This window comes from Streptomyces sp. NBC_00878, from assembly GCF_026341515.1.
In the GTDB taxonomy this organism is placed as follows: domain Bacteria; phylum Actinomycetota; class Actinomycetes; order Streptomycetales; family Streptomycetaceae; genus Streptomyces.
On the sequence record NZ_JAPEOK010000001.1, the window covers coordinates 6,562,574 to 6,584,477 of the forward strand.

18 protein-coding genes are annotated in these 21,904 nt (G+C 69.1%); 5 read left to right on the forward strand and 13 right to left on the reverse strand.

Annotated elements, in window-relative coordinates; genetic code table 11:
* Nucleotides 1–21: 21 nt before the first annotated feature.
* The 4 genes from OHA11_RS28555 to OHA11_RS28570 form a co-directional block, all read right to left on the reverse strand.
* Entirely contained in the window at nucleotides 22–879 is an 858-nt protein-coding gene (locus tag OHA11_RS28555; RefSeq protein ID WP_266501189.1) for a helix-turn-helix transcriptional regulator, read from the reverse strand.
* Entirely contained in the window at nucleotides 863–1,399 is a 537-nt protein-coding gene (locus OHA11_RS28560; RefSeq protein WP_266501192.1) for a DUF6879 family protein, read from the reverse strand. The genes OHA11_RS28555 and OHA11_RS28560 overlap by 17 nt, the downstream gene beginning before the upstream one ends.
* On the reverse strand, nucleotides 1,380–1,601 hold the full coding sequence (locus tag OHA11_RS28565; RefSeq protein WP_323186682.1) for a hypothetical protein: 222 nt from the start codon (nucleotides 1,599–1,601) through the stop codon (nucleotides 1,380–1,382). Before OHA11_RS28565 ends, OHA11_RS28560 begins: the two co-directional genes overlap by 20 nt.
* Nucleotides 1,602–1,895: 294 nt before the next feature.
* Complete coding sequence (locus OHA11_RS28570) at nucleotides 1,896–3,167, reverse strand: LCP family protein (protein WP_266501194.1); 1,272 nt, start codon at nucleotides 3,165–3,167, stop codon at nucleotides 1,896–1,898.
* 120 nt (nucleotides 3,168–3,287) lie between these two features.
* Here OHA11_RS28570 and OHA11_RS28575 point away from each other — a divergent pair, with 120 nt between their 5' ends.
* Nucleotides 3,288–3,836, forward strand: coding sequence for an acyl-CoA thioesterase (locus OHA11_RS28575; protein ID WP_266501203.1), 549 nt, complete (start codon nucleotides 3,288–3,290; stop codon nucleotides 3,834–3,836).
* A 176-nt stretch (nucleotides 3,837–4,012) separates the two neighbouring features.
* On the opposite strand, the gene OHA11_RS28580 is transcribed toward OHA11_RS28575, so the two are convergent.
* Nucleotides 4,013–5,470, reverse strand: coding sequence for an LCP family protein (locus OHA11_RS28580; protein ID WP_266501205.1), 1,458 nt, complete (start codon nucleotides 5,468–5,470; stop codon nucleotides 4,013–4,015).
* 127 nt (nucleotides 5,471–5,597) lie between these two features.
* Here OHA11_RS28580 and OHA11_RS28585 point away from each other — a divergent pair, with 127 nt between their 5' ends.
* Nucleotides 5,598–6,638, forward strand: coding sequence for a glycosyltransferase family 2 protein (locus OHA11_RS28585; protein WP_266501207.1), 1,041 nt, complete (start codon nucleotides 5,598–5,600; stop codon nucleotides 6,636–6,638).
* Between the two features lie 132 nt (nucleotides 6,639–6,770).
* On the opposite strand, the gene OHA11_RS28590 is transcribed toward OHA11_RS28585, so the two are convergent.
* The 4 genes from OHA11_RS28590 to OHA11_RS28605 form a co-directional block, all read right to left on the reverse strand.
* Complete coding sequence (locus OHA11_RS28590; protein WP_266507522.1) at nucleotides 6,771–8,357, reverse strand: LCP family protein; 1,587 nt, start codon at nucleotides 8,355–8,357, stop codon at nucleotides 6,771–6,773.
* Nucleotides 8,358–9,027: 670 nt separating this feature from the next.
* Nucleotides 9,028–10,764 (reverse strand): LCP family protein, encoded by a 1,737-nt coding sequence (locus OHA11_RS28595; protein WP_266501209.1) that lies wholly within the window; start codon nucleotides 10,762–10,764, stop codon nucleotides 9,028–9,030.
* Nucleotides 10,765–11,022: 258 nt separating this feature from the next.
* A complete protein-coding gene (locus tag OHA11_RS28600) occupies nucleotides 11,023–12,330 on the reverse strand; it encodes an LCP family protein (RefSeq protein WP_266501212.1) in 1,308 nt (435 codons plus the stop codon).
* A 263-nt stretch (nucleotides 12,331–12,593) separates the two neighbouring features.
* Nucleotides 12,594–13,349, reverse strand: a complete 756-nt coding sequence (locus OHA11_RS28605; protein ID WP_266501215.1) for a TIGR03089 family protein — start codon at nucleotides 13,347–13,349, stop codon at nucleotides 12,594–12,596.
* A 110-nt stretch (nucleotides 13,350–13,459) separates the two neighbouring features.
* On the opposite strand from OHA11_RS28605, the gene OHA11_RS28610 reads away from it, so the two are divergent.
* The gene (locus OHA11_RS28610) at nucleotides 13,460–15,226 is read left to right on the forward strand and encodes an N-acetylmuramoyl-L-alanine amidase (RefSeq protein ID WP_266501217.1); all 1,767 of its coding nucleotides are present in this window, start codon (nucleotides 13,460–13,462) and stop codon (nucleotides 15,224–15,226) included.
* A 167-nt stretch (nucleotides 15,227–15,393) separates the two neighbouring features.
* Nucleotides 15,394–16,476, forward strand: coding sequence for an NDP-sugar synthase (locus tag OHA11_RS28615; protein ID WP_266501218.1), 1,083 nt, complete (start codon nucleotides 15,394–15,396; stop codon nucleotides 16,474–16,476).
* Nucleotides 16,477–16,705: 229 nt separating this feature from the next.
* Here the strand turns inward: OHA11_RS28615 and OHA11_RS28620 are convergent, their stop codons facing one another.
* From OHA11_RS28620 to OHA11_RS28635, 4 genes are all read right to left on the reverse strand, one after another.
* Complete coding sequence (locus OHA11_RS28620; protein WP_266501221.1) at nucleotides 16,706–17,773, reverse strand: DNA-3-methyladenine glycosylase; 1,068 nt, start codon at nucleotides 17,771–17,773, stop codon at nucleotides 16,706–16,708.
* 116 nt (nucleotides 17,774–17,889) lie between these two features.
* Nucleotides 17,890–19,230, reverse strand: coding sequence for a coenzyme F420-0:L-glutamate ligase (locus tag OHA11_RS28625; protein ID WP_266507524.1), 1,341 nt, complete (start codon nucleotides 19,228–19,230; stop codon nucleotides 17,890–17,892).
* 77 nt (nucleotides 19,231–19,307) lie between these two features.
* Nucleotides 19,308–20,267, reverse strand: a complete 960-nt coding sequence (gene cofD / locus OHA11_RS28630; RefSeq protein ID WP_266501224.1) for a 2-phospho-L-lactate transferase — start codon at nucleotides 20,265–20,267, stop codon at nucleotides 19,308–19,310.
* A gap of 118 nt (nucleotides 20,268–20,385) precedes the next feature.
* On the reverse strand, nucleotides 20,386–20,883 hold the full coding sequence (locus OHA11_RS28635; protein ID WP_266501226.1) for a cysteine dioxygenase family protein: 498 nt from the start codon (nucleotides 20,881–20,883) through the stop codon (nucleotides 20,386–20,388).
* A gap of 737 nt (nucleotides 20,884–21,620) precedes the next feature.
* Between OHA11_RS28635 and OHA11_RS28640 the strand changes: the two genes are divergently transcribed.
* Nucleotides 21,621–21,884, forward strand: coding sequence for a WhiB family transcriptional regulator (locus tag OHA11_RS28640; protein ID WP_053723761.1), 264 nt, complete (start codon nucleotides 21,621–21,623; stop codon nucleotides 21,882–21,884).
* The last annotated feature ends 20 nt before the right edge of the window (nucleotides 21,885–21,904 follow it).

Consider the following 21,904-nt stretch of genomic DNA (forward strand, 5'->3'; position numbering starts at 1 on the left):
CCAACGGGCCCTTGTGGAGAGCTAGTTACGTTGACGCATAAATCCGTGTACGGCTTCTTCAAGGAATTCCGAGGCGTCATCACCGGTAAGAGCGTGTGACCAGAAGAGATCGAACAAATTCAGATGCTGCGCAATATCTCTTGGGTCGCGCAACACGACTTCCCCGGAGAACAGCTCGATCGTCACGAGGCGGTCGTCGTAGACCACGAAAATGTTCATCGGGGTGCCCGGAACTTGCACGCCCTGCGGGACTATCCCCATCTCGACGTTGGGCTTTGTGTTGACCTCGGCCATGTGCGCACACTGTGCCGCCATGGCCTCGGTACTCGCCCGTTGCCACTTGACGGCTTGTTCGGTCATCAGGAACCAGAACGAGCGTGACGTGTCGTCCAGGATGGACTGACGGTCCATCCGGGCCTGCACGGTCCGCGAAACGTCTCTGACCGGGTCACTGGCCACCGTGGGCGAAAGCGTCTCAGTGGCGTACTCGCGGACGTGCAGGAGTCCGGTAGGGACGGCTGGCAGGAAGTGCCGCATCACCCGCGAGGAAGACTCAAGGGCCCTTAGCTCAGCCTGCTTGTGGTAGAGGCCAACGCGCGCGTAGGCGCGCCAAGACGCATAGTCGACATTGGCCCGACGAGTCAAACGAAGAAGTTCGTCGGCAACCTCATCGGGCACGGCAAGTGCGTTTAGGATGCGCTCGACATCGATGACCGTGGGTAGAGCGCGGCCGGTTTCGATGCGGCTGATCTTCGTTTGGCTCATGTTGCAGCGCAGCGCCAGACGTTCACCGCTGAGACCGGAAGCGTGACGGAGACCCCGAAGAGCCTCCGCCAGATCCTTCCGTTCCCGTGCTTGTGTCTCAGGTTCGATAGGCACTGAACGGTACGGCACTTTCTAGTGCGAGATCCCGCCATGCGAGATACTTGCCGACGTCTGGATTTTGGATCAGTTCTCGATTGATCTGGGTCCCGTCGGGGCGGTAGTTGAGGTGAACCACGATCGTTTCGTCGAACAGCCAGAAGTCCTGCTCAGGCAGTCCGGGGTTCGGCCGGTCGGTCACGTCGACTACTTGGTAGTCCTCCCCGGCCGAGACATTCCCAGGGATGCACCATTCGAACAGGTACCGGCTGTACGGCGTGAGCGGTCGGCGAACGATCTTGGCTCGCGTCATCTTCCGCCCGGCTGCCGCGTGATCTCGAATCATCTGGTGCCACGGAGAGTTGAAGCCCTCCGGCATCGGGGCTCCGGCGAGGAAGTCGCGAACCGTCTCAGCCTCGGCGGGCATGGTGTAGGTCTGGTGGACTTCCAGACGGAACGCGGAACGCTTGAAGTCGCGGAAGTACGCTTGCCACTCGTCGCCGTCCAGCAGTACGGGGCTAGAGCCATCCACGGGCACGGGCAGCCTCCTTCAGGATGTCTTCCGGGATCAGTACGACCGACTCACCGTCCGGCGTGGGATGGGCCACGTCGTAGCCCTGGACCGCCAACATGCCGGGCTCGGGCGTGGCGTACACGGTCGGGCAGTCGCCGTTCCCACACTTGTCGTCGTCGCCGTCGTTCCTGCACGGCCCGCCCGCAATCATCCGCAGTTCATCCACTGAGGCCCCTCCGGTCTGTGTGGTCAGCAAGCTACGGACGGCCCTACCCCGCCCACAAGGGCGGCCCGCAGCCCAGTCACGTAGTCGCATAGAACCGTGGGTGTGAGTCACGGGAGAAGGCGCGCTGAACAGCATCTACGCGTGCAGCGTGCGGGATCGGTGCATGACCGGTGCAAGGCCCAGCGGGTGCACGACAAAGGCCCCGCCGAGCGAATCGGCGGGGCCCAGGCTGCGTGCGGCGGGGCCCGGAAACTGCGTACGGAGGGGGCCGGAGATGCATACCGCGTAGGTGGGTCAGTTGCCCGACACCGTTACCGTCTCGTCGTTCTTCAGTTGGCTCACCAGGGTTTTGACCTTGGCCGTGTCCCACTGGAGGTTGCCGTTGGCCGCGTTGCCCGAGATCGGCATGTTCATGGACTTGCCGTCGCCGCCGGTGATGCCCTTCATGGCCCAGAACATCGAGGCGAGGTTCCAGAGGGACATGTCCTTGTCGACGGTGAGGGTGTCGAGGCCGGCGCCCATCGTCGGGTACAGCTTGAAGGGGTTGAGTACCGTGGACGGTGTCGCCGTTTGGCTCGCCAGGGCCGCGAGGAACTTCTGCTGGTTCTTCGTGCGGTCCAGGTCGCTGGCCGCGAACGCGTACCGCGTACGTACGAAGGCCAGCGCCTCCTGGCCGTCCAGGGTCTGCTTGCCCGCCTGGAAGTCGGCCCCGGACTTCGTGTCCTTGAACGCCTTGGGGATGTCCATCTCGACCCCGCCCACCGCGTCGACGATCTTCGCGAAGCCGGCGAAGCCGATCTCCGCGTAGTGGTCGATGTGCAGGCCCGTGTTGAACTCGACCGTGCGCACCAGCAGCGTCGGCCCGTCGATCGCGTACGCCGCGTTCAGCTTGTTTGCGCCCATCGCGGCCCTGATCTTGCCGGACTCGGAGCCCTTGAACTCCGGAATCGTCACGTTCGAGTCGCGCGGCAGCGAGATCATCGTGTTCCCGTTGTCGCCGACGTGCAGGATCATCATCGAGTCCGTGCGCTTGCCCTCGGCGGAGCCCGTGTGGAGCTTCTTCTTCTCCTCGGCGGACATGCCCTCGCGGCTGTCGGAGCCGACGATCAGGTAGTTCGTGCCCTCGCCCGTGTCGGGCCGGTCGATCACCTTCGACAGGTCGACCTCGCGCTTGAGCTTCGAGTCGGCCCAGAAGTACGTACCCACGGAGACCACGAGCAGCACGGTGACCACCGTGATCGCGGTCCACTTGATCCGCTTGCGCCAGTTCGGCGCGGGCCGCTGACCCCGGCCGTGCCCGCCGGGCGGCTCCTGCGGACCGCCTCCGCCCGGCGAGCCGTACACCTGGCCGGTGTTGTAGCCGTTGTCGTAGGCGTCCTCGCCGTAGCCGTCCGTGTACGTCGGCTGGGGCGGCACACCGCGAGAGGGCGCGGAGGGGCGTGGACCGGCCCCCGAGCCGCGCTGCACCTGTCGCATCACGCGGGCGCCCTCGGGCTGGGCGCCTGCGCTGCCGCGGCCGTAACGCTCGCCACCGTTGTTTCCGGAACCCTGGGGCCAATCGCTCATGCGCCCCAGTGTGCAGGGTCCCACTGTGTGCCATACAAGGGTCTTCGGAAAATCGCACCACGGCTGTTGCAGACCTGATGCAAAGCAACCCTTGCGGGCCCCCGGCATAAGGTGGGTGGCATGACAGACCAGGCCCACACCCCGGAATCCGATATTCCGGGCAAGCCGACCTCCGCGTCGCGAACCACCCTCAGTCACATCATGACCCACAACGACACCAACCTTCTGGGGACGGTGCACGGTGGTGTGATCATGAAACTGGTCGACGACGCGGCCGGCGCGGTGGCCGGGCGGCATTCCGGCGGACCCGCCGTGACCGCCTCCATGGACGAGATGGCCTTCCTCGAACCCGTACGCGTAGGCGACCTCGTGCATGTGAAGGCGCAGGTGAACTGGACGGGTCGTACGTCGATGGAGGTCGGCGTCCGCGTCCTCGCCGAGCGTTGGAACGAGTCGACGCCGCCTCAGCAGGTCGGCTCCGCCTACCTGGTGTTCGCCGCGGTGGATGCCGATGGCAAGCCCCGGCGGGTACCTCCGGTGGTGCCGGAGAGCGAGCGGGACCGGCGCCGGCACCAGGAGGCGCAGATCCGTCGGACTCATCGGCTCGCGCGGCGGCGGGCGATTGTGGAGTTGCGGGAGAAACGTTCCGCGGAAGGGCTCGACGACTAGGACGACTTGGGTGTGTTGCGGCTGCGTTGTGCCTGGTCGTGCCCACGCGGCGGAGCCGCAAATGTCACAGCCCCGCGCCCCTCAAGCGGCGCGCCCTGGCCGGGGTTTCGACGGTTCACCAGGTAACTCGAAGGCTCACCAGGTATTCGGAGCGAACCCTTCGTTGGATCGCTGGGCTACGGGCACACCACCTCGTCCCCCGTCACCGTCTTGAACTCGCCCTGGGCCGGGACCTCCGCCCGGACCCTGCGGACCTCCTTGAAGTCCGTGCCCGCGATCACCTTCATCAGGGGGCCCCGGCCCTTCACGGCGCGTAGCTCGCTGCCGGGCAGGGCCGTCGCGAGGGACTTCACCGAGCGGTCCCAGCGGGGGTCGTACTGGACGATCGTGCGCCGGACCGAGCGGTCGGGGGCGTTCACGGGGGCCCGGGTCGTACGGAATCCGGTGGCCGACAGGCCGCTGTCGACTCGGCGGCCGAGGCCGGCGGTCGCCGTCCCGTTCTCGACCTGGACCCGGATCTGCTGCGGGGGGACATCGACGTGCAGTGCCTTGACGCGGACCCGGCGCGGGGCGAGCGGTTTGTCGTCGCGCAGGGCGCGGAAGAGCCGGTCCGCCTTCCGCTCGTCCCACTTCAGGGTCGAACCGATGCCCTTCACGGCGTACCCCATCTTCCCGATCGGGACCGTCGTGAACTCCGAGGAGGACGGCGAGAACGTACGCATCGCCCGTCCCAGGTCGATCAACTCGTTCGTCCCGAAACCCTTGTCGGCGCGCACCGAGCCGAGCGCGGCCTGGGTCACGTCACGGAACTTGATCGGGTTGAGCAGCACCCCGGACGAGGTGACACGGGCGATCAACGCGGCCAGGAAACGCTGCTGGCGCTGCATTCGGGCGAGGTCCGCGGCTCCGTCGATGTGCCGCGAGCGCACGTACTGCAGCGCCTGCCCGCCGTTGAGATCGTGCACCCCGGTCGGCAGGTCGAGCCCGGTGTACGTGTCCTTCAGCGGCCGTACCGTGCAGATCCGCACCCCGCCGAGTACGTCCACGGTCTTCATGAAGCCGGTGAAGTCGACCTCCAGATAGTGGTCGATCTTCACGTGGGTCATGCTCTCGACGGTTTGCAGAGCCAGCTGCGGCCCGCCCTCCGCGTACGCGGCGTTCAGCTTGACCGGGTGCGGCTGGTGCCGTGTGCCGGTGATCCGGTCGGTGTGGGCGGGCATCACGGCGTACGAGTCGCGCGGCAGGCTCACGACACTGGCCCGCCGCCGGTCCTCGGAGAGGTGCACGATCATGATCGTGTCGGTGCAGTGGCAGGGGGCGCCGCCGAGCCGGTACTTCTCCTTCTCCTCCGGTGTGATCCGGTCGCGGCCGTCGGTGCCGACGAGGAGGACGTTCATGCCGTGGCCGGGCGCCGGCCGGTTCTTCATGTCCTTGAAGGGGTCGATCCGGTCGATGTCGGAGTCGAGACCCGTGAGCACCGCGTGGCCGATGCCGGCCGCCGCGAGCACCGCCACGGACAGCGAGGTCGTCACCCGCGTGGCCCAGCGCGGCCGGGCGCGCCGCACGGGCGCCCGCGCCGGGCGCGGCCGCTGAGGGCGTGCGGGGGCGGGGGAGCGGGTCGGCGTGGGGGGCAAGGCGGACACCTCCGCGTCGGCCGGGTGTGGGGATCCGTGAGCACCGTAGGCCCATACGATCTGCGGCCCGGCGCACGGACAGGGCGGCGCGCGTCCGTGTCCCCCGTTCGCGGTAACGTAATCCGCGATGAACGCCAAGCCCGACGTGCAGCTCCCCGCCGTGTCCGTGATCATGCCCGTCCTCAACGAGGAACGGCATCTGCGCGGCGCCGTCCAAGCGATCCTCGCCCAGGAGTACGCGGGCGAGATGGAGGTCGTGATCGCCATCGGTCCCTCCACGGACCGTACGGACGACATCGCCGCCGAGCTCGTACGAGAAGATTCCCGTGTGCACACGGTGCCGAATCCGACCGGTCGCACCCCCGCCGCGCTGAACGCCGCGATCAAGGCGTCCCATCACCCGATCGTGGTACGCGTCGACGGGCACGGCATGCTCTCGCCGAACTACATCGCGACCGCCGTCCGGCTCCTGGAGGAGACCGGCGCGCAGAACGTCGGCGGCATCATGCACGCCGAGGGCGAGAACGACTGGGAGCACGCGGTCGCCGCGGCGATGACGTCGAAGATCGGCGTGGGGAACGCCGCCTTCCACACGGGCGGCGAGGCGGGACCGGCGGAGACGGTCTACCTGGGTGTCTTCCGGCGGACGGCCCTTGAGCAACAGGGCGGCTACAACGAGGAGTTCATCCGCGCCCAGGACTGGGAGCTGAACTTCCGGATCAGGGAGGCGGGCGGTCTGATCTGGTTCTCGCCCGAGCTGCGGGTCTCGTACCGCCCGCGTCCTTCGGTGCAGGCGCTGGCCAAGCAGTACAAGGACTACGGCCGTTGGCGCCACGTCGTCGCCCGCTACCACGAGGGCTCCATCAACCTCCGCTACCTCGCCCCGCCGACCGCGGTCTGCGCGATCGCGGTGGGCCTGGTGCTGGGCGCGGCGGTGACCCCGTGGGGCTTCCTGGTCCCCGGCGGCTACCTCGCCGCGATCGCCCTCGGATCCGTCCCGGCGGGCAAGGGGCTTCCCCTGAAGGCCCGGCTGCGGATCCCGGTGGCCCTCGCGACGATGCACATGTCGTGGGGCTGGGGCTTCCTGACCAGCCCGAGGGCGCTGGCGAAGAAGGTCATCGCGTCGCGTCGGCCGGCGGTGCTCAACGGGAGCAAGAGCGGGGCCTGACCGCGACGGCGGACCGGGCGAGGGCGGTGTCGGGTCGTCCGGCCGGTATGCGGTAGGGGGCCTCGTCCTCGCCGGACAAGACCCCCTGCCGGACAAGACCCCCTGACGCGTGACGCCGCCCGTGAGACTGCGTCACAAGCGGTAAGGCTTGTACACCGGCATGCACCCGCTTTCGGCACCGTTCACCGCGTCGGCGGTCTCGGGGAGATCCCCGGCCTTCGGGGCGGTCTGCTTCGGATAGGCCGTGCCGGTGCGCCAGTCGCCACCCACGACAAGGGTGACCCCGGAGACGTCGGTCGACTTCTTCACCGAACTCAGCGGAATCCCCAGCGACTTGGCGACGCGCTGGGCGTCGCCCTCCAGTTCGGCACTCGGGAAGCGGACGACCGTCTTGTCCTCGGCCACCACCAACGACCGGTCGGCCGCCGCCCTGGTGAAGCCCTTCTGGGTGAGCTGCTGGGTGATCGAGGCCGCCCTGCCGCCGACCGGACCGAGGGTGGCGGACCGTGTGCCGTTCCGTACCAGCACGCCGATCTCGGAGTCCGCGGCCGCGGGGTCCTTGGAGGCCTTTTCCGTGGTCTTCTTCTGCTTCGAGCCCCCGCTCTTGTCGAACGCGATGTCGTCGCGGAGCATCGTCCACATCTTCTCGGCGTCGGCGCCCGCCGGAACCAGGTGGTTGGCGTTCTGCGGGTCGACGTCGCTCGGCATGGTCGTCATGGTGATGCGGCCGGACGGCACCGTCTTGAGCTGCATGCCCAGGTCGTACAGCTTCTTGACCGAGCCGAGCTCCTCGGAGACCGTCAGGGACTTCGTGGCTGCCTCGGCCAGGCTCATCAGCCGCCCGCCGTCGGTGAAGACGTTCTGGCTCTTCAGCGTGCGGATCATCGAGTTCATGTACATGTGCTGGGCCTTGGCCCGACCCAGGTCGCTGTAGAAGGCGTGCCTGGTGCGCAGCCACTGCAGTGCCTGCTTGCCCTTGACCTTCTTCGTGCCGGCGTCCAGCTTCAGGCCGGAGCCGCCGGGCACGCCGGGCAGCGGACGGTCCCACATCTTCTGCTCCACGCAGACCTCGACACCGCCGACCGCGTCCGCCATCTTCACCACGCCCGAGAAGTCGATCGTCATCCAGTGGTCGATGTAGACGCCGGTGAGGTTCTGCCAGGTGGCCAGGGTGCAGCCGGCTCCGCCGCGCTGCAGCGACGCGTTGATGATCGCGTTGGTCGCCTGGTACGTCTCGCCGGTCTCGGGGTCCGTGCACTTCGGGATGTCGACCCGGGTGTCGCGCGGAATACTCACGACGGCGGCGCTCTTACGGTCCGCGGACAGGTGGATCAGCATCTGGACGTCGGCCAGCGGTTTGCTGCCGACCTGGCTCTTGCTGCCACCGAGCTTGACGTTCTCCGACGAGTTACGGCTGTCGGAGCCGATCAGCAGGATGTTCAGCGGCGTCTGCCCGGCGGCGTTGGGCTCAGTCTTCGGCGCCTTCGAGTCGCCGCTGCTGCGCTCGCCCTTCTCGATGTTGTTGTTCAGGTGCTGGTAGTACAGGTATCCGCCGCCGGCGGTCCCGAGTATGACCACCGACAGAATCGTCGCCGACCAACGAAGCACACGCCGTCTGCGGCCGGGCCGGTCGGATCCGCCGCCTCCCGCGCTCCGCTTGCCTCCGCCGTGCCGGCCCGCTTCGGCCGGTGTGGCTTTGCCCTGCGGGGTGAGGGCCATCGTGTCCTCGACCGCGGGCACCTCCCCCTGCACACTGCTCTGGCTCAACTCCCTGCCCCTTCCCCACCCCTTAGCCCGAGAAGGCCGCGTTCCGCGCTCGGGCCTCCCTGCCCGGCGCGGAGCGAACCCTGTCAGACCTCCCTGTTCGACACCGGTCCGCCTCCTGTCAGACCCCTGTGGGTCTGCCCCGGGTTGGCCGCGTGTCGGCAAAATCTGTGTTGGACACGGCTGTGTGCTGCCGCCCCGACATTCGGTCGACGCCGGACCGGCGTGCAACCGACGTGCAAAGGACTAACGTGCGCCGACGTGCATGCGGATCAACGTGCGTCGGTCCGCAGTGCAGTCGGCAGCAGTCGGCACAGCGGTGCCATCCGTCAGACCAACGCGGACCTCGCACGGTTGTGCCCCAAGCCCGACAACCTCGCATCCGAAACCGGCCAACCCCGCATCCGGTCCTGGCCACTTGGCGCCCGACTCCGGTCAACTCCGCACCTGATCCGGGCCACTTGGCACCGACCAGGCCCGTCGCCCGCCCTGTAAGACGCGCGACAGGCCCGTCAGGTCAACTCGCTTCAGCGACTCGGCCAGCGCACCGAACTCGGCCAGCGCACCGAACTCGGCCGGTGCACCAGAGATAACTGGCGCACCGGACGCAGCCGACGCACCGGACTCAGCTGGCGCACTGAACCTTGTCCGCTGTGGACTTCTCCACGTCCGACGCCGCCGCCGAAGTGGAGTTCATCTTCACCCCGGCGCCCTTGAAGTCCTCTCCCAGGACGAGTGACATCGTCGGCAGTCCTTGGGAGTTGGCCACGCTCTTGCCCGGCTTCATCGCCGATCCGCTCAGACCCATGATGTCGGCCAGCTTGCGTGCCTGGTCCGCCTGATCGGGCGCGTATTCGAGCGTCGTCTTGGGCTGCGTGCTGCCCAGGACGCCCGCGTTCTCGGACTTGAGCACGCCCGCCTGGAGCTGCAGCCAGTTGAGCTGTGCCTGCGCCGCGCCGTTCGGGGCGCCGCCGTTGAGGATACGCACGCGGACCTCCGAGGCGGCGGACTTCTCGCCCTTGAGACGAGCGGCGACCGCCGCCTTCTCTTTCGCCTCCTTCTGCTTCACCGCGGTGAGGGAGGTGTCGCTCTTGATCATCTGGAAGACCTGGGGCGCGCGCGACTCGTCGACGACGACGGTCGCCTTGATCTTCTCGGCCGGGTTGTCCACCACCGGCACCGTCGTGAAGGAGATGTTCTTCGGCGGCACCTTCTTCAACTCCAGCGCCACGTCCTTCAGCGTGCTGACCTTCCCGATGCCGGTGTCCACGGTCAGCGCGTTGGTGGCGGCCTCGGCCAGCTTCAGCAGCTTGCTGGGGTTGGTGAGGGTGTCGCTGGACGCCATCTTGCGCATCAGCGAACCCAGGAACTGCTGCTGCACCTTGATGCGGTCGAGGTCGCCCTGGTTGCCGAAGCTGTGCCGGGTCCGCACGAAGGCCAGCGCCTGCTCACCCTCGACCTTGGACGTACCGGCCGGCAGCTTGAGCTTCGACTCCTTGTCGTTGACGGCCTTCTCCACGCAGACGTCGACGCCGTCGACCGCCGTGGTCAGGGTCTTGACCGCGTTGAAGTCGGCCATCATGAAGTGCTGCGGCTTGATGCCGGTGACCGCCTCGACCGTGCGCATGGTGCAGCCCGGGTCCCGGCCGCCCTGACCCAGACTCGTGTTGAAGCGCTGGTTGAGCGTCCCCGAAACGATCTTCTCCGTGCCGTCCTCCTGCTTGGTCGGACAGTCCGGGATGTCGACGATCAGGTCACGCGGAATGCTCATCGCGGTCGCGTTCGTACGGTCCTTGGAGACGTGCAACAGGATGTTCGTGTCGGCGTGCCCGACGCTGCCCTTGTCGCCGTAGCCCTCGTTGCCCGCGCCGGTGCGCTTGTCCGTACCGATGATCAGGATGTTGAAGGCCTCGTTCTTGCTGAAGCCGCTCGCACCCGCGCTGCCGACATCCGTCGTCTTGACGTTGCCCTCAAGGTGCTTGATGTAGGCATACGCCGCCGCCGAGATGCCGACCAGCACGAGCGCCATGCCACCACCGGTCCACAGCAGTGCCTTCTTCGCCCGCGACTTCTTCGGGTTGGCGCGCGTCCGACGGCGGCCCGGAAGTGGTGCCTCCGGTGCACCGCGGCGTCTGCGCGGGCCGGGCACATCCGTGCCGGGGAGCACACGCTCCCGGCCCGGCGCGGTGCGCGGGTTCGCTGCGGACGCGCCGGTGCGCGTGGCGGTTCTCCGGGGACCGGGAACCGATGACTGCGGTGCGGAAGGCTGCAGTCGCAGTTCGTAGTCGCCGGTGTTCGGGTTGAGTACCCACTGGTCTGCGGGATCGATATCGTCCGCCCGCCCACGGCCTTGCGCGTCCACGGTTGCTTGAGTCCTCCGTCGGGGCCACGCGGCGTCTTTCCCCCTCAAAAGACGCTCGGTCAGTCGGTCCAACCAGTGCGCGGCCTCAGGACAGACCTCAGGGTCCGGTGCACCGGACCGCTCACACTATCCGCCCGGTTCGGCGTCAAGCGACGACGGTGAGAAATTGCACGTCCCTACAACCGGGCAATCCACCCAATTCTTTGAACGTACGTTCTCTCTCTTGGCGTTCCCTTTACCCGGAGGCCCGTTGAGGCGTTAACCGCACGCGTCCTCGGCGGCCGTGTTCCCGCGGAAAGTCGGCGTAGGACTTGGTGTGAGTGAAGGGTCGCCGGGCCGGATTCCACCCGATTTGCCATCGTGACTCTCGTGATAACTACTCCCATAGGGCGCGTAGTTGCGCGAATCCCCATACGCGCCCTTGCCACCGCCCGACTCCACGGTGCTCCTCTTCGCGCCGGAATCGTCCGGAAGTTCCTTGGTGACCACCAAGGGCGCGTCCATACGCAGCCGTTCGAAGAGTTTCTCCGCCTCGGGTTCCACGAGCTGGTCGCGATTCGCGTTGAGGGCGTACGCCTCTCGTGGCACCGTCAGGAATTGCACACGTTCGGTGGGGATGTCGCGCATGCCGCGGGCCAGGTCGTACAGGCCCCGCAGGCTCGCGAGGCCGGGGTCGGTGGTGAGCGACGAGGTCGCCGCGTCCAGCACCGGATAGAGCTTCACGGGATTCAGCAGTACGTCATTGCTGCGCACCTTGCTGACGAGGGCGCCCAGGAAGCGCTGCTGGCGGTCCATCCGCTCGGTGTCGCTGCCGTCACCGATGGTCTTGCGCGCGCGTACGTACCCGAGGGACTGCTCGCCGTTGAGCTTCACCTTGCCCGCGGGCAGCCGGAGCTTGGCGGCGGGATCGTCGATCGGCTCCTTCAGGCAGACCTCGACCCCGTCGACGGCGTCGACCATGTCCTTGAAGCCGTGGAAGTCCACGACCATGTGGTGATCGATCCGGATGTTCGTCAGCTTCTCGACGGTACGGATCGTGCAGGCCGAACCGCCGATCTGGAAGGCGCGGTTGAACATCGCGAACACTGGCTCGGCACGGGTGCCGTCGGGCCGGCGGCAACTCGGCACGTCCACCATCAGGTCCCGGGGGAGGGACATCGCGGTCGCGCTGCGCCGGTTCGCCGCGAGGTGGAGCAGGATCGTGGTGTCGGACCGCTCGGTGCCGGAGTCCCGGCCGTACTTCCGGTTCCCGTTCCCCGACCGCGAGTCCGACCCGATCAGCAGGATGTTCTGCGCGTCGCGCACCAGTGAGGTCGGCCGCTCCTTCTCGTACCGCGCGAGTTCGGCGGCGGTGTCGTCGTCCGACGTGATGTTCCCGTTCAGCTTCTCGTACAGCGCCCAGCCGGCCCCCGCGGCCCCCACCACGATGACGGCGACCCCGATGGCCGTGTACCGCAGCCACCGCCGCCGACGCCGCCTGACACCGGCCCCGGTGGGAGACGCGCCGACAGCGGGGCCGGCCGCCGGACCCGGCACCGCACCGCGCGTCCCACCGCCGTCGCTCACGTCTGAGCCCACCCCTCATGGAGTACGGACCTGCTCCTACGACTCCTACGACCATGGCCCGGGTGAGGGCGGGGGGCTTCGGGGGATGGGCCGAATGGGGGATGGCGTGGGGGACTGGCGGGACCCTTCGGCCTGTCCGGCGTTTGAGGGCGAGGCCGTTCAGGCCGACAACGGGGGTCTGGGGGCGGAGCCCCCAGAAGGGATGCGACGGGTAGGGGCGGCGGGGGCGAGGAAAACCGCGGCCCAGCCCCCGGGGGGAACCGTCAGCGAGCCGTAGCGGTAACCCGCTCACTTTCAACCCGCTTGGCCACCGCATCCTCCCCGACCTGCTCAAGATTCCGGCACAGCACCACGGACCCCCCAACAGTCAGCGGCGCGAAGAGACCGGCGCTCAGCCCCTCCCACGTGTCGTACGAAAGCCCGGACAGCAGCCGAGCCCCGGGCCCCGTCAGACCCAGCGCGGGCGCATCCGCCCGAGCCCGCTCGACGACCTCCGCCCCCGTCAGCTCCGCCCCCGCGACGACCACCGCGGGCGCCTCCGGATCCACCGGCGCGTACGCCTGGAAGACGTCTCCCTGGCTGGGCACCTCGACGGCGTAGTCGACGTACCCGGCGGGCGGCTGGGCGAAGCGCCGCCCCAGCGGCGCCAGCGACAACGCGACCCGCTCCCCGGAGCAGGCGAGCCCGGCCTCGAACTGCCCGGGCCCGGCCACCACATGGTCGGCCCCGGCCGCGTCGCCCCCGACGTCCGCCACGACCCCCACGGAGGAACAGGCGAGCAGCCACACCGCGGTCTGCCAGTGCGCGGGCAGCAGCAGGGCGACCCGTTCCCCGGGCTCGGCGGCCAGTTCGCCCTGGAGCAGGTTGGCGGTCTTGGCCACCCAATTGGCGAAGGTGGCCACGGACAGTTCGACACGTTCGCCCGTGGCGTCGTCGTAGAAAGTCACCAGAGGGCGTGCGGGATCCGAGGCGAGCGTGGATCGCAGCAGGTCGGCAGGGGTGCGGTCGGTGGCGTTCACGGGACGCAAGCGTACGCGGACACCCGCCCGGGCGGGTGGGCGCGGGCCACCGGTTCGGCCGAGTGGGGCCGACGGTCCGTCAAATCCCAGATGGACAGATAAGTGTGACTATGTCCAGGATCAGGGGCATGCGCGGATATCTTGCTTCCTCGATCGCCGTCACATGTGCGGCCGCCCTGGCCTTCCCCCTGGCCCTGTCCACCGACGCCGCGGCCAAGCCACCGGCGGCAAAGAGCCCGACCACCGAACGGGCGGCAACGGACGGACAGCCATCCGAAAGATCGGCCCGAGCCCGACCGGCAACGGCGAGGACATCAGTAAAGGGGGCAAAGGGAGCGAAGGGGGCGACGGCAGCCGGGATGGTGGCCGCTGCGGCTGCTGCGGGGGCCGCCCCCGGCAGGCGCGCGACCACAGGGCCGGTGACCGCCCCCTCGGCGACGGACCGCTCGATCCCCGGCAGCACCCAGTCCCTCCCCCTCAAGCCCCTGGGTCCCCTCGCACCCCCGACGCCCGTCACCCCGCCCCCGACCTCCGGCGACCGCATCCTGCCTCCCGCGTCCGTCCTGGATTCCGCCTCCGCCTCCGCCTCCGCCCAAGGGCTCCCGCGACGCGATGTACGCCACTTCTCGCTCGTCGGCGTCGTCTGGGACAACCCCGACACGGAACTCCACGGCCGCGTCCAGGTCCGCACCCGCGCGGCCGGCAGCGCGAAGTGGTCCGCCTGGCAGGACGTGGACACGCACAACCACGAACACGCGGCGGACCCGGACACCGCGGAGCGCACCTCCGGCCGGGTACGAGGTTCCACGGCCCCCCTGTGGGTCGGCGCCTCGGACGGTGTGGAGGTCCGTGTCCAGGCCGAGGCGGACGGCAGGGCGGGAGTGGACGGCCGGGCCGTCTCCGGCGACCCCCTCCCCAGGGGCCTGCACGTCGAACTGATCGACCCCGGGGTCGATCCGGCGGCCGAGCCCCCGCCCCAGGGTTCAGGACAGGAGACCCCGCGCGTCAACGTCCTGACCCCGGAGTCCGCGGCCTCCTCCGCCGTCAACGCCGATCTCGCCCCCCTCGGCGCCACCGAGATCCCCGCCCTCAGCCGGAAGCAGACGCAGGCCGACCTGCTCGCGACCCGCGGCGAGTCGGCGGACCCGGGGAGTGCGACGGACACGCCAGGCGCAACGGGTACGGCAGGGTCGACGGGCACCGGAAATACGGCTGACGCCGTCGACCCGGCAGACACCTCGGGCGCGGCGGCGGTTCCGGGCGCGAAGCCGTACGTCGGCGCACGTCCGCGTATCGTCACCCGGCGCGGCTGGGGTGCCGACGAGACGCTCCGCGAGCGGAACTTCGCCTACACGAAGACGGTGAAGTCCGCCTTCGTCCACCACTCCGCCTCGGGCAACAACTACCGCTGCGCGCAGGCCCCTTCGGTCATCCGCAGTATCTACCGCTACCACGTGAAGAGCAGTGGCTGGCGGGACATCGGCTACAACTTCCTCATCGACAAGTGCGGAAACATCTACGAGGGGCGGGCCGGGGGCGTGGCCAAGGCGGTCATGGGCGCGCACACTCTCGGTTTCAACACCAACAGCATGGGGATCGCGGTCCTCGGGAGCTTCGGTGCGACGAACCCGCCGGCCGTCGCCGTGACGGCGATCGCGAAGCTCACGGCATGGAAGCTCGGCCTCTTCGGAGCGAACCCGAAGGGCAAGACCTACCTCAAGTCCGGGGGCGGAAATCTGTACCGAAAAGGAAAGAACGTACGACTCAATGTAATCTCCGGTCACCGGGATGGTTTCGCCACCGAATGCCCGGGCGGCCGGCTGTACGCGAAGCTCGGCAGCGCCCGTGCCGCTTCGGCCCGCCACCAGGGACGATGAGGTCCGGTCGGCGGGAACGGTGAGCCCGACACGCCGGGATCCCCAGCCCTGGCGGCTCCCCACAGCCAACCTCCCCCAGAGGCGCCCCACAGCCATCGAAACGGTCTGCATACATTGGCCGGTCGGAAGACAGTTCGACCGGCCCCATCAGGAAGCAGAGACGACAGGTGACAGAAGCGATCCTCCTGGTCGGCGGCAAAGGCACACGGCTGCGCCCCCTCACGGTGCACACGCCGAAGCCGATGGTTCCGGCGGCCGGGGTACCGTTCCTCACGCACCAGCTGGCACGAGCGAGAGCGGCGGGGGTCGAGCACATAGTGCTCGCCACGTCCTATCTGGCCGAGGTCTTCGAGCCCTACTTCGGCGACGGCTCGTCGCTGGGGCTCCACATCGAGTACGTCACCGAGGAGGAGCCCCTCGGCACCGGCGGCGCCATCCGGAACGTGGCCTCCCGTCTGAGCTCGGCTCCCGACGACCCGGTCCTGATCTTCAACGGGGACATCCTGACGGGCCTGGACATCCCGGCCCTGATCTCCACGCACCAGTCGTCGGGCGCGGACGTCTCCCTGCACCTGACGAGGGTGGCGGACCCGAGGGCGTACGGCCTGGTCCCCACGGACTCGTCGGGCCGGGTCCAGGCGTTCCTGGAGAAACCCCAGACCCCCGAGGAGATCGTCACCGACCAGATCAACGCGGGCGCGTACGTCTTCCGCCGCTCGGTGATCGACACGATCCCGGCGGGCCGCCCGGTCTCGGTCGAACGGGAAACGTTCCCGGAGCTCCTCTCCTCCGGCGCCCACCTCCAGGGCATGGTCGACTCGACCTACTGGCTCGACCTGGGCACACCGCAGGCGTTCGTACGCGGCTCCGCCGACCTGGTTCTCGGCCGCGCCCCGTCCCCGGCCGTCCCGGGCCGCTGCGGCGACCGCCTGGTCCTCCCGTCGGCCACGGTCGCTCCGGACGCCAAACTGACCGGCGGCACCGTCGTGGGCCACGGCGCCACGGTGGGCGAGGGCGCCCGCGTATCCGGCAGCACGATCCTGGACGGCGCGGTCATCGCCCCCGGCGCGGTGATCACGGACTCCCTGATCGGCGCCCGCGCCCACGTAGGCGCCCGCTCGATCCTCACCGGAGTGGTGGTGGGCGACGGCGCCTCGGTGGGCCCGGACAACGAACTCCGCGAAGGCGTACGCATCTGGTGCGACGCCCAGATCCCGACCGCAGCACTCCGCTTCTCATCGGACCAGTAACACCAGACCAGCCACACCGAAGGGGGAACGAGCCTGCGCACACAACAAGGCGCAGGCTCACTTCTTGAGACGGCCGCACTCTTCAGCCCGTCCGGCGTTTGAGGACGAGGCCGTTCAGGCCGACAAGCGGGGGTCTGGGGGCGCAGCCCCCAGAAGGGACGATGGGGGTCCCCCCGCTCGAGCGAAGCCGAGAGTGGGGGAGGGTAGGGGCGGCGGGGGCGAAAAAACCTCACAGCCGCCCAATATCCCCCCGAGGCATCCGCGGCTGCCGCCGCCCCGGCGTACGCCCACTCAACAAAATGAGCCGAGCAGCCCGATGCCGCTGCCCCGCATACGGCTCCAGCAACGACAACATCACGGAGTCGTCCGCATCCCGGTCCCCGGCCAACGCATACCCCACGATCCCGGGAAGGTGCAGGTCCCCGACCGTCACCGCATCCGCCGCCCCATGACTCCGCTGCACAACCTCCGCCGAGGTCCACGGCCCCACCCCCGCCACCACCTCAAGCCGCTCCTGGGCCCGCCCCGCCTCGAACCCCACCGCCTCCTCCATCCGCCGAGCCACCTGAACGACCCGCAGAATCGTCGACGCCCGCTTGTTGTCGACCCCGGCCCGATGCCACTCCCACGAGGGAATCAAGGCCCAGACCCGAGGCGCGGGCATCACGAACATCCCCCCACCAGGCCCGCCTCCACCCGCCACAGCTCCGGTCCCAGCCCCAGCCCCAGCCCCAGTCCCGGTCCGGGGCCCAGGCGCAGGCACTCCGTACTTCCGCACAAGCAACCGCCAGGCCCGATACGCCTCGTCCGTCGTGACCTTCTGCTCAAGAATCGACGGAATCAACGACTCCAGCACCAGCCCCGTACGCGTCAGCCGCAACCCGGGCCGCCGATGCCGGGCCAATGCCACCAGCCGATGCCGCGGCTCGAAGGCATCGGGATCGTCCAACTCCCCGAGCATCCGCGGCAACTGCTCCAGCAACCACTCGGCCCCGGGCCCCCACGCCTCCCCTTCGACGACCCCCGCCCGCACGGACACCCGCAGCGTCCCGGGCCCGACAGGCGTGAGACTGGCCCGCCACACGGCCCCGTCAGGCGTCGTACGGAAGGTCGGATCGGCGGGCCCCCGCCGCAACGGCCCGAGCACGAGCCCGAGATCCACCGGCCAGGGCGGCGCCCAACTCCGCGTACGCCCGCCGAGGCCGGCCGCCCGGCCCGCCCGCGCCTGCCCGGGCACGACAACATGCCCGCCGCGCACGGTCGTACGCGTGGGCCGAGGATCGAAACGTCCGGCCACGATGAGGTCCTAGGGCTGCTCGCGATGCTCGGGGCGCACGGGGCGCTCGGGAATGCCGTACGAGACTGCCGTACGAGACTAGGGGTGATGTGAACGGGTGATGTGAACGTCGACGCTCAGCGCACCTCGATGAACGCCCCCGCATCCCGCTCCGGCCGAGCCCGCGGCTCCTCCGCCGCGTGCCCGACGGCGACGGCCCCCATGGGATCCCATCCCTCCGGCAGCCCGAGCACGTCCCGCACGACCTCCCGGCAGAACATCGTCGACGACACCCACGCGGACCCGAGCCGCTCCCCGGCGAGCGCGACGAGGAAGTTCTGCACCCCGGCGCCCGCGGCGACCACGAACATCTCCCGCTCGGCCCCGTCCCGCCGCTCGTCGCCGTAGGTGTGGGACCCGTCCATGACGAGGCACGGCACGACGAGATACGGCGCGCCCCGCAGCACGTCCCCGCGCCGCACCCGCTTGGCGATGGACTCCGCGCTCTTCCCGTCCCGCTCCAGATCGGCGACCCAGGCGTCCCGCATGGCATCGAGCAGCCGCGTACGCGACTCCGCCGACTCCAGGAGTACGAACCTCCAGGGCGTCGTGTGATGCGGCGCGGGCGCGGTCACGGCGGCGGCCACCGCGCGCCGTACGGCACCCGGATCGACGGGCTCGTCGGTGAAGGCCCGGACGGTACGCCGCTGGGTGACGGCCTCCCGGACGGCCTCGGAGGTGCCGAGCCGGAACATGTCGTCACGCGCGCCCCGGACCATGCCTCGCGTCCCTTCGTCCTCGCAGTCCTCGCCGTCCTCGCCGTTCGTGCTCAGCACAACATGAGCCAGTCCGCGCACGACCGCGACGGGCAGCCCGGCCGCCTTGCCCTTGACCAGGTCACCGGCTGAGGCGAGCTCGTCGGCGGTGGCGACCACGGTGGCGCTGAGCGGATTCCCGTGCGCGTCCGTACCGCCTCGCAGATCGTCGAGTACGCGCACTCCGGCGGCCCCGATGGCGACATCGGTGAGCCCGGTCCGCCAGGGCCGCCCGAAGGTGTCGGTGACGACGACTCCGACCTCGACCCCGAGCGCGTCCCGCAGCCCGTCGCGGATCGCGCGCGCGGAGGCGTCGGCGTCCTCGGGCAGCAACAGCACGGTCCCGGAGGGTGTGTTGGAGGCGTCGACGCCGGCGGCGGCCATCACCAGCCCCTGCCGGTTCTCCACGATCCGCAGCGCCCCGCGCCGTGCGACGACCCGTACGGTCTCGGCGTCGATGGCGGCCTCCCGGTCCGCCGCCTCGACGATCCGTCCCTCGGCCTTGGACACGATCTTCGAGGTGACCAGCAGCACGTCCCCGTCGACGAGCCCCGGCTCGGCACTGGCGATCAGCTTGGCGAGATCGTCCCCCGGCCGTACCTCGGGCAGTCCGGGCAGCGCCCAGACCCGATAGCCCTGACAGCCGGGCTCATCCGACGGCAGCCCCCCGCCCCCGGCCGAAGCCGGACTCGCGGAACCCGCACCGCTCGCGTGCCCCGTGCTCCCCAACTCCTCGCCGCTCAAGCGTCCCGCACCTCCTCCGCCAGCGTCAGCGCCTGACGGGCCATCTCGGCCGTCGCGTCGAGGTCGGTCATCATCAGCGGCACGGCCCGGCACCGGATGCCCGCGGCGGCGATCCGCTCCACCGTCGCGGCGTCCACCGTGTCGACGAGCCAGCCGTCGAGGAGCCCCGAGCCGTAGTGCTCGGCGACGGCGGCGGCCGTGGACTCGACGCCGACGGCCGCGAGAACCTTGTCGGCCATCCCGCGCACGGGCGCGTCGCCGACGATGGGGGAGAGGCCGACCACGGGAACGCCCGCCTCGGCGATGGCCTCCCGGATGCCGGGCACGGCGAGGATCGTGCCGACGGACACGACCGGGTTGGACGGCGGGAAGAGAATCACGTCGGCGGAGGCGATCGCCTCCAGCACCCCGGGGGCCGGCTTGGCCTGGTCGGCCCCGACGGGCACCACGGCGTACGCGTCCACGGAGGCCCGCAGCCGTACCCAGTACTCCTGGAAGTGAATGGCCTTGCGTTCACCGTCGATCTCGACGGCCACATGGGTCTCGACGCGGTCGTCGGACATGGGGATCAGCCGGACACCCGGCTTCCACCGGTCGCACAGCGCCTCGGTGACGGCGCTGAGGGGATACCCGGCGCTGAGCATCTGCGTCCGCACGATGTGCGTCGCGAAGTCCCGGTCGCCGAGCCCGAACCACTCTGGCCCGACCCCGTACGCCGCCAGCTCCTCCTTGAGGTGGAAGGTCTCGTCGGTCCGCCCCCAGCCCTGCTCCTCGTTGATACCGCCGCCGAGTGTGTACATCACCGTGTCGAGGTCCGGGCAGACCTTCAGCCCGAAGAGGTGGATGTCGTCCCCGGTGTTGCCGATGACCGTGACGTCCGCGTCCGGCGCGGCCTGCCTCAGACCACGCAGGAACCGGGCACCACCGATGCCGCCTGCCAGAACCACAATGCGCATGGATTCAGTCTTGCAGGCGGCTACGACAACGCGTCGGCCGGTTACGACACCTCGGCCGGTTGCCGGACCTCAGCGGTACGAGACCTCACCGGCCACGAGCCCACGACCGGCCCCGCGATCACGCCGACTGTGAGACCTCCGCCACCGCGCACCGGACGCCGTGCATCGGCATCTCCGTCAACCCCGGGTAGTACACGTGCAGGCTTATGGCCGGATCGAGCGAGTCGTTGACGACCTCGTGCACGTACCCGGGCGCGAACACACGCTGGGCGCCCGCGCCCAAGGCGCGCGTGCCCCGCTCGGTGCGCTCGGTCAACGCGCCCTCCAGGACCGTCAGTACGCCGGAGGAGCGGCCGTGGTCGTGCAGCCCGCTGCCCTGCCCGGGCACCCAGGAGAGCAGCCACACCTCGTAGCCGGGCCCGGTGTGCAGCCGGTGGTACCAGCGGGACGTCGCGTCGTACTGGACGAGGTGTTCCCACTGGGAGCGGTCGGCCGCGATGGAGCGGGCGAGGCCGACGAACTCCGCCACGGTGGCCGGGTGCTCGCGCGGTGTCTGGAGGAGGTGCGGTACTTCGAGGATGTCGCCGGCGATCTGGAGGTCGCTGTCGCTGTTCATGGATGCGGTGGGTTCCTCGGCGGAAGAGAGTGCTGGAGGTCTGGGGTGTCGCGTACCGTTCGCCCGGGTCACGGGCGTGAGGCGTGCCCTGTGTACGGGCGAGGGGACCAGCGGCCAGACTTCAGTGGGTCTGGCGGCAGCCGGAGCGCGGTGGGCTCAACAGCTGCGACAGCAACAGCTACAGCGAGCGTGGGCAGCACCGAGGGACCCGGTGGTGCGGGTCGAGGTGAGTGCCGAGTTCGCGAGCATGCCCACTAGGACAGCGGTTCACACTCACACTGTCAACTTGGTGTCCGGTATGTGGGCGATGTTTCACCTCATCCGGTTCATCTCTGTGGCGAAAGGTTTGTGCGGGAGCTCGGGAGGACACATGGCGCACAACCGGGCGCACGAACCTCGTCGCGATCCCGTGATCCATAGGGCATCCGTGTGATCCACATGTGATCCGGTTCGCTTCGTCGTTTACGCAGGAACGAGATCGAACCTCCGTGCGTCCTTCTTCGTACAGGTCCTGTGCGGAGGCGGTGCCCCCGGTTGGGTTCCCTATTCGGCTGTCAGGGTTTATGCCGATTTGAACACTTTCCGCATAGCCTTGGTTCCGCAGAGTGAATAAGGAGCCCAATAGCAGATCTCGGCTTGACTGGCCCGGATCGGCACACTTGTAATTTCACTCGTGTCGTTCAGCCGAAATCGGTAGCGGCAGCATCACGGGGACGCGAGACGGACGAGGGGCGCACATGACCGAGCTGTTTCAGGAACTGCTGGTCGACGAGGCCGAAGAGGAGCTCGGCTGGCAGGAGCGGGCGCTCTGCGCGCAGACCGACCCCGAGTCCTTTTTCCCCGAGAAGGGCGGATCGACCCGTGAGGCCAAGAAAGTGTGCCTCGCCTGCGAGGTCCGCTCCGAGTGCCTCGAATACGCCCTCGCCAACGACGAGCGCTTCGGTATCTGGGGCGGTCTGTCCGAGCGTGAGCGACGCCGCCTGAAGAAGGCCGCCGTCTGATCGTGGCTTGATCGCGACCC

Coding starts and splice junctions, on each gene's coding strand:
- OHA11_RS28640 (WP_053723761.1), top strand. CDS start 21,621: ATGACCGAGCTGTTTCAGGAACTGCTGGTCGACGAGGCCGAAGAGGAG.
- cofD (WP_266501224.1), bottom strand. CDS start 20,267: ATGCGCATTGTGGTTCTGGCAGGCGGCATCGGTGGTGCCCGGTTCCTG.
- OHA11_RS28610 (WP_266501217.1), top strand. CDS start 13,460: ATGTCCAGGATCAGGGGCATGCGCGGATATCTTGCTTCCTCGATCGCC.
- OHA11_RS28575 (WP_266501203.1), top strand. CDS start 3,288: ATGACAGACCAGGCCCACACCCCGGAATCCGATATTCCGGGCAAGCCG.
- OHA11_RS28590 (WP_266507522.1), bottom strand. CDS start 8,357: ATGGCCCTCACCCCGCAGGGCAAAGCCACACCGGCCGAAGCGGGCCGG.
- OHA11_RS28570 (WP_266501194.1), bottom strand. CDS start 3,167: ATGAGCGATTGGCCCCAGGGTTCCGGAAACAACGGTGGCGAGCGTTAC.
- OHA11_RS28585 (WP_266501207.1), top strand. CDS start 5,598: ATGAACGCCAAGCCCGACGTGCAGCTCCCCGCCGTGTCCGTGATCATG.
- OHA11_RS28635 (WP_266501226.1), bottom strand. CDS start 20,883: ATGAACAGCGACAGCGACCTCCAGATCGCCGGCGACATCCTCGAAGTA.